Origin of the sequence: Thauera sp. 27, assembly GCF_000310125.2 — a bacterium.
GTDB lineage: Bacteria > Pseudomonadota > Gammaproteobacteria > Burkholderiales > Rhodocyclaceae > Thauera > Thauera mechernichensis.
The window spans coordinates 25,845-32,153 of record NZ_AMXB01000046.1; the positions used below are offsets into that span (position 1 = coordinate 25,845).

Annotated in this window: 4 protein-coding genes; 1 reads left to right on the forward strand and 3 read right to left on the reverse strand. The window is 68.7% G+C overall.

Annotated elements, in window-relative coordinates; all coding sequences use genetic code 11:
• Nucleotides 1-7 precede the first annotated feature (7 nt).
• Genes fdhF through B447_RS18905 form a run of 3 tightly spaced genes read right to left on the reverse strand, consistent with a single transcriptional unit; the run spans nucleotide 8 to nucleotide 4,984 of the window.
• Entirely contained in the window at nucleotides 8-2,857 is a 2,850-nt protein-coding gene (fdhF, locus tag B447_RS18895; RefSeq protein ID WP_002944271.1) for a formate dehydrogenase subunit alpha, read from the reverse strand.
• Nucleotides 2,854-4,611: an NADH-ubiquinone oxidoreductase-F iron-sulfur binding region domain-containing protein gene (locus B447_RS18900; protein ID WP_269745261.1), complete on the reverse strand. Its 1,758-nt coding sequence runs from the start codon at nucleotides 4,609-4,611 to the stop codon at nucleotides 2,854-2,856. Before B447_RS18900 ends, fdhF begins: the two co-directional genes overlap by 4 nt.
• 40 nt (nucleotides 4,612-4,651) lie before the next feature.
• Nucleotides 4,652-4,984 carry a hypothetical protein gene (locus B447_RS18905; protein ID WP_002944276.1) on the reverse strand — a complete coding sequence of 111 codons (333 nt, stop codon included), beginning with the start codon at nucleotides 4,982-4,984 and terminating at the stop codon, nucleotides 4,652-4,654.
• Between the two features lie 284 nt (nucleotides 4,985-5,268).
• Here B447_RS18905 and B447_RS18910 point away from each other — a divergent pair.
• The coding region (locus tag B447_RS18910; RefSeq protein ID WP_037983180.1) for a sigma-54-dependent Fis family transcriptional regulator at nucleotides 5,269-6,309 on the forward strand (1,041 nt) is incomplete at its 3' end.

A 6,309-nucleotide genomic window follows, 5' to 3' on the forward strand; every position in this document is an offset into this window, starting at 1 on the left:
TGCCGGCTCAGACCCGTGCAGACTTGCATGCCGAGAGCCTGCACGCCGCGTACTTGAACTCCGGAATTTTCCCGTAGGGATCGAGCGCGGGGTTGGTCAGCATGTTGGCTGCCGCTTCCACGTAGCAGAAGGGCACGAAGACCATGCCCTCGGGCATCAGCGGGTCTGTGCGCGCGGTGAGCGTGATGCTGCCGCGGCGGGTCTCGATGGCGAGCGGTTCGCCGGGTTCGAGGCCGAGGCGGGCGAGCTCGCCGGGGGCGAGCGTTGCGACGGCGGCCGGCTCGAGTGCGTCGAGCACGGCGGCGCGTCGGGTCATGGAGCCGGTGTGCCAGTGTTCGAGCTGGCGGCCGGTGATGAGCACGGTGGGCCAGGCGTCGTCGATCGGCTCGTCGGGCGGCAGTGGCACGGTGGGGCGGAAGCGGGCGCGGCCGCTGGCGGTGGGGAAGCGGTCGCCGAAGACCACGTCCAGGCCGGGGGCGTCGTCGGCGGGGCAGGGGTAGGTGACGGATTGCTCCGCGTCCAGCCGCTCCCAGCTGATGTGGTCGAGCGAGTGCATGCCGCGTTTCATCTCGGCGAAGACGTCGCGCGGGTGGGTGTAGTGCCAGTCGAGGCCAAGGCGGCGGGCGATTTCCTGGATGATCCACCAGTCGGGGCGGGCGTCTCCGGGCAGGGGCACGGCGGCGCGGCCCATCTGTACCTGGCGGTTGGTGTTGGTGACGGTGCCGTCCTTTTCGGCCCAGGCCGAGGCCGGCAGGATGACGTCGGCGAACTGCGCGGTTTCGGTGACGAAGAGGTCCTGCACGACCAGATGCTCCAGCATGGCCAGCGCGCCGCGCGCATGGGCGAGGTCGGGGTCGGACATGGCCGGGTTTTCGCCCTGGATGTACATGCCGCGGATGGTGCCGGCATGGATGGCGTGCATGATCTCGACCACGGTGAGGCCGGGCTTGTCATGCAGCGGCGTGTTCCACAGTTCCTCGAAGGCGGCGCGGATCTGCGCATTGCCCACGGGCTGGTAGTCGGGGAAGACCATCGGGATGAGGCCGGCGTCCGATGCCCCCTGCACGTTGTTCTGGCCGCGCAGCGGGTGCAGGCCGGTGCCGGGGCGACCGATGTGGCCGGTGGCAAGCGCGAGCGAGATCAGGCCGCGGGCGTTGTCGGTGCCGTGGGTGTGCTGCGAGATGCCCATGCCCCAGAAAATCATCGCGCGCTCGGCCTTGGCGTACAGGCGGGCGATGTCGCGGATCTCTTCGGCAGCGACGCCGCAGGCGGGCGACATGGCCTCGGGTGTCATCGGTGCGACGTGGGCCTTGAGCGCCTCGAAGCCTTCGGTGTGGGCGGCGATGTAGTCCTCGTCGTAGAGCTGTTCGGTGACGATGACGTTGAGCATGGCGTTGAACAGCGACACGTCGCTGCCCGGGGTGAAGCGCACCATGCGGTGGGCGTAGGCGCCCATGGTGATGCCGCGCGGGTCGAGCACGATGAGCTTGGTGCCGCGCTTGGCCGCCTGCTTGAAATAGGTGGCGGCCACCGGGTGGTTAACCGTCGGGTTGCAGCCGGTGAGGATGACGACGTCGGCCTGCTGTGCCTGCATGAAGGAGGCGGTGACCGCGCCAGAGCCGATGCATTCGATCAGCGCGGCGACCGAGCTGGCGTGGCATAGCCGCGTGCAGTGGTCGACATGATTGGAGCGGAAACCGGTGCGCACCAGCTTCTGGAACAGCCAGGCTTCCTCGTTCGAGCACTTGGCGCTGCCGAAGCCGGCGAGCGCGTCGGGGCCGTGGGTGTCGCGCAGGCGGCGCAGGCCGGCAGCGGCAAGGTCCAGCGCCTCGTCCCAGCTCGCCGCGCGGAAGTGGCTGAATGGCTTGGCAGGGTCGAAGTCCGGGTCGAGGCCCTTCGGTACGCCTTCGCGGCGGATCAGCGGCACGGTGAGGCGGGAGGGGTGGTTGGGGTAGTCGAAGCCGAAGCGACCCTTTACGCACAGGCGGTTCTCGTTCGACGGCCCGTTGCGGCCTTCGACGAAGACGATCCTGTCCTGCTTGACGTGGTAGGTGAGCTGGCAGCCGACGCCGCAATAAGGGCAGACCGAATCCACCATGCGGTCGGCGCAGGCGGAGTCGCCGCGGCCGTTCGCGTCGACGATGCGGGCGGGCATCAGCGCGCCGGTGGGGCAGGCCTGCACGCATTCGCCACAGGCCACGCAGGTGCTGTCGCCCATCGGGTCGTCGAAGTCGAACACGACCTTCGAGGCTGCGCCGCGGTGGGCGAGGCCGATGACGTCATTCACCTGCACCTCGCGGCAGGCGCGCACGCACAGGTTGCAGGCGATGCAGGCGTCAAGATTCACGTGCATCGCGGTGTGCGAGGTGTCGGGCGGCGTGGGCGCCGTGCGGCGCTGCGGCAGCTGTCTGTGCAGCGTGTCGGGCGCATCGATGTCGAGCGCCATCAGGTCGACCATCTCCCAGAAGTGGCTGGCGCGGTCGGGGCTGTCGGCGCGCGGCGGCTGGTCGGCGAGCAGCAGCGCCATGACGCCTTCGCGCGCAGTGCGTGCCCGTTCCGAGCTTGCGCTTCGTACCACCATGCCTGGCGTGGCCTGGCGGATACAGCTCGCGGCCAGGGTGCGCTCGCCCTCGATCTCGACCATACAGGCGCGGCAGTTGCCGTCGGCACGATAGCCGGGTGCGTCCTTGAAGCACAGGTGCGGGATGCGTTCGCCCGCGCGCTTGGCGACCTGCCACAGCGTCTCGCCCGAAAAAGCCTGCACGCGGACGCCGTCGAGGGTGATCTCGAAGGCGTCCAGCGTGGCAGTCAAGGAGGAAACGGGAGCGCCGGAGGGCGACGAGGCAAGTGTGCTCATGAAGCGGATTCCGTATTGACGGCCGCGGGCCGCAGGCGGATGCCCTGTTCTGCCAGTTCGGCCGGGAAGAAGCGCAGCAGGCTGGTGACCGGGTTGGGCGCGGCCTGGCCGAGGCCGCAGATCGAGGCGTCCTGCATGACCTGGGCAAGGCGCTGGAGCTGCTCGGTGTCCCAATCGTCGCGTTCGAGCAGGCCGAGCATCTTCTCGGTGCCCACGCGACAGGGTGTGCATTGGCCACAGGACTCGTCGGCGAAGAAGGCCATCAGGTTCTTCGCCACCGCACGCAGTTCGTCCTGGTTCGAAATCACCACGATGGCGGCCGAGCCGATGAAGCAGCCGTGTGGCTGCAGGGTGTCGAAGTCGAGCGGGATGTCGGCCTTGCTCGCCGGCAGGATGCCGCCGGAGGCCCCGCCGGGCAGGTAGGCCAGCAGGCTGTGGCCTGCGAGCATGCCGCCGCAGTATTCGTCGATGAGCTCCTGAAGCGTGATTCCCGCCGGCGCCAGATGCACGCCGGGCTTCATCACCCGGCCCGACACCGAGAAGCTGCGCAGGCCGTGGCGGCCGTGGCGGCCCTGGCTGGCGAACCAGTCGGCGCCGTGCTGCCACAGCAGCGGGATCCAGTACACGGTCTCGACGTTGTTCACCAGCGTCGGACGGTCGAACAGGCCTTTTTGCGCGACGAAGGGCGGGCGGTGGCGCGGCTTGCCTGGCTTGCCCTCGAGTGATTCGATGAGTGCCGATTCCTCGCCGCAGATGTAGGCGCCGGCGCCGCGGCGCAGCACGATGTAGCCCGGTTCGGCGAAGCCGGCGGCCTCGGCCTCGGCGATCGCCGCGCGCAGTACCGCGTGCAGGCCGGGGTATTCGTCGCGCAGGTAGATGTAGAGCGCAGCGGCATCGACCGCCCACGCGCTGACGAGCGCGCCTTCCAGAAAACGATGGGGCGCCTGTTCCAGGTAATGGCGGTCCTTGAAGGTGCCGGGCTCGCCCTCGTCGGCGTTGATCACCATGTAGCGTGGCGCAGGCTCGGCGCGCACGAAGGCCCATTTCCTGAAGGTGGGAAAGCCGGCGCCGCCGAGACCGCGCAAGCCGGCGTGCTCGAGCATGGCGCCGAGCTGGTCGACCGACACCGCCCCGTCTCTGGCCTTGGCGAGCAGTGCGTATCCGCCCTCGCGGCGGTAGGCCTCGAGCCCCTGCCATGCGATGGGCGCGGGGTGAAGATCGCCCCCGGCGAGCTGGGCGAGCACTGCGCCCGGTGTCGTGTTGCCTAGATGGCGATGGCCGACCTCGACGACCGGTGCGCTGTCGCAGCGGCCCATGCAGGGGGCCCGCAGCACGCGCACCTGCGCGGGGTCGATGTCGCGCGCGAGTGCGGCATGCAGCGCCTGCGCACCGGCAAGCTGGCATGGCAGCGAATCGCACACGCGGATCGTGACGGCGGGGGGCGGAAGCGCCTCGTCACGGACGATGTCGAAGTGGGCGTAGAAGGAAGCGGTCTCGTAGACCGCGGCCATCGGCAACCCCATCCAGTGGCTGAGCGCACGCAGGTGAGCCATCGACAGATGTCCGAACGCGTCCTGGATGGCGTGCAGGTGCTCGATGAGCATGTCCCGGCTTCTGCCGCCTGCGCCCAGCAGGGCCTCGATGTCGTGCAGTGCGTCAGCTGCGAGCTGGCGGCCACGTTGTGTGCCGCGGGTGCGCTTGCCTGGTGCCGCGGAGGGTGTGGGGGCTGGGCCGGAAGGATGCGGGCGAGTCATCGTCGTGGGTCGGTCCTGGTAGGGCGCTGGCCGGGTGTGTTCAGCGGCCAAGGATGCGTTCGAGCAAGCTGGCGAACCAGCCCTTGGGTTCGACGTTGGCGCTTGCCCGGGCTGGCGGTGGGGCGCTTGTGCCCTGGGGCGCCTGCGCTGTGGGGGATTCTGCAGCACTTGGCTGGCGGCGGACAGGTTCGGGGCGAACGCTTGCGGGGGCTGGGCCGCCGGTGCTGCGCACGGCGAGCCGTGCGGCGAGCAACTGCTGGTAGTGGCGCCTCTGCACCGAGTCCTGCGGTGGTGTGCTGAGCCCCGCGATGGCGGCAAGCTGGTCGTGGTGGCGGCGCAGGATCGAGTCGGTTGGTGCGGGGCAAGCGCTCATGATCGGATACCTCCTGGTGGGGTGGTCGCATTCACGTCCGAGCCGAGCCTGCCTGCGGCGAGCAGCGCTGACGTGTTTCACAGGCGAGGGTTTGCAAGCCCTGTGCCAGGCGCCCGATCGCCTTGGCATGCGGCCGCCCGGCCTGCCGATGCGGGATAGCCCCGATTGATCCGTCGGACCGCTCATCTACATTTGCTTCAATGTTGGGCAGGTGCTACTTTTTTGAACATAACAATGCATTGCACCCGATCAACAACGATACGGGGCATCCGGAGGAAGACACGATGAGCGCTATGCCGCGGACGAAAGTGGCGCGCGAGGATCGGGCTGCTGTCGCTCGTGAGCATTTTTTCGAGCGTGGTGTGGTGCCCGACAAGTACCTGTCGCCGCTGATCCTGCGCTCGTGGGAACGCTGTCGCGACGTGGGCCTGGACCACCGCGACGGCGGCTCGATCGAAGTGGCGAGCCGGGCGCAGCTGGAGGAGTCGCGCAACCAGAGTGCGCACATGCTCGAACTCGCGAGCGGCGTCATGGAGCATGTGTTCGAGCAGATCCGCTCCTCGGGCAGCATGGTCATCCTTGCCGACCTGGATGGCATGATCATCCACAGCCTGGGCGATGCGGCCTTCGTCGATCGCGCGCAGCGCGTCGCCTTGCAGCCCGGCGCGTGTTGGAGCGAGGCGCGGCTCGGTACCAACGGCATGGGTACGGCGCTGCTCGAAAAGGCGCCGGTCGAGATTCTCGGCTCCGAGCACTATCTCGACCGCAACATCTTCCTGGCCTGTTGCGCGTCGCCCGTGTTCGACGCCCATGGCCGCATGGCCGGTGTGTTCGACATCTCGGGCGACTACCGCAACCCGCAGCGCCATACGCTCGGGCTCGTCCGCCTGTCGGTCCAGCTGCTGGAAAAGCGCCTGTTCGAGGCCGAGTTCGGCAAGGACATCCTGATTGCCTGCCATCCGCGGCCGGAGTACGTGGGCAGCCTGCAGGAGGGCCTTGTTGCGCTCAGTCCGGACGGCACCATCCTGGGGGCCAATCCGGCGGCGCGGGAATGGTTTGCCTCGCAGTCACATGATGCTGCGGGCGGCAGCTTCAATGAGCTTTTCCGGCTCGGTTTCGGTGCGATCATCGATCGTTTGCAGTCAAGCGGCAATGCCCTGGTCCGCCTCGGTACACGCAATGGCGGCGAACTGTACGTGCAGTTGCGCAGCATCAGGCCGCTCGCGCTGGCGGGAGCGGGCGACGTGGCCGCCGATGGCGGCCAGCCAAGGACTGAGCAACGCTTGCGCGCCCAGGCCGGGGCAGCGCCGGCGGCGCGTGCGGCC

Bases quoted from the DNA above. Each gene is read 5' to 3' on its own strand.
- B447_RS18900 (WP_269745261.1), bottom strand. From the start codon at position 4,611: ATGACTCGCCCGCATCCTTCCGGCCCAGCCCCCACACCCTCCGCGGCA.
- B447_RS18905 (WP_002944276.1), bottom strand. From the start codon at position 4,984: ATGAGCGCTTGCCCCGCACCAACCGACTCGATCCTGCGCCGCCACCAC.
- fdhF (WP_002944271.1), bottom strand. From the start codon at position 2,857: ATGAGCACACTTGCCTCGTCGCCCTCCGGCGCTCCCGTTTCCTCCTTG.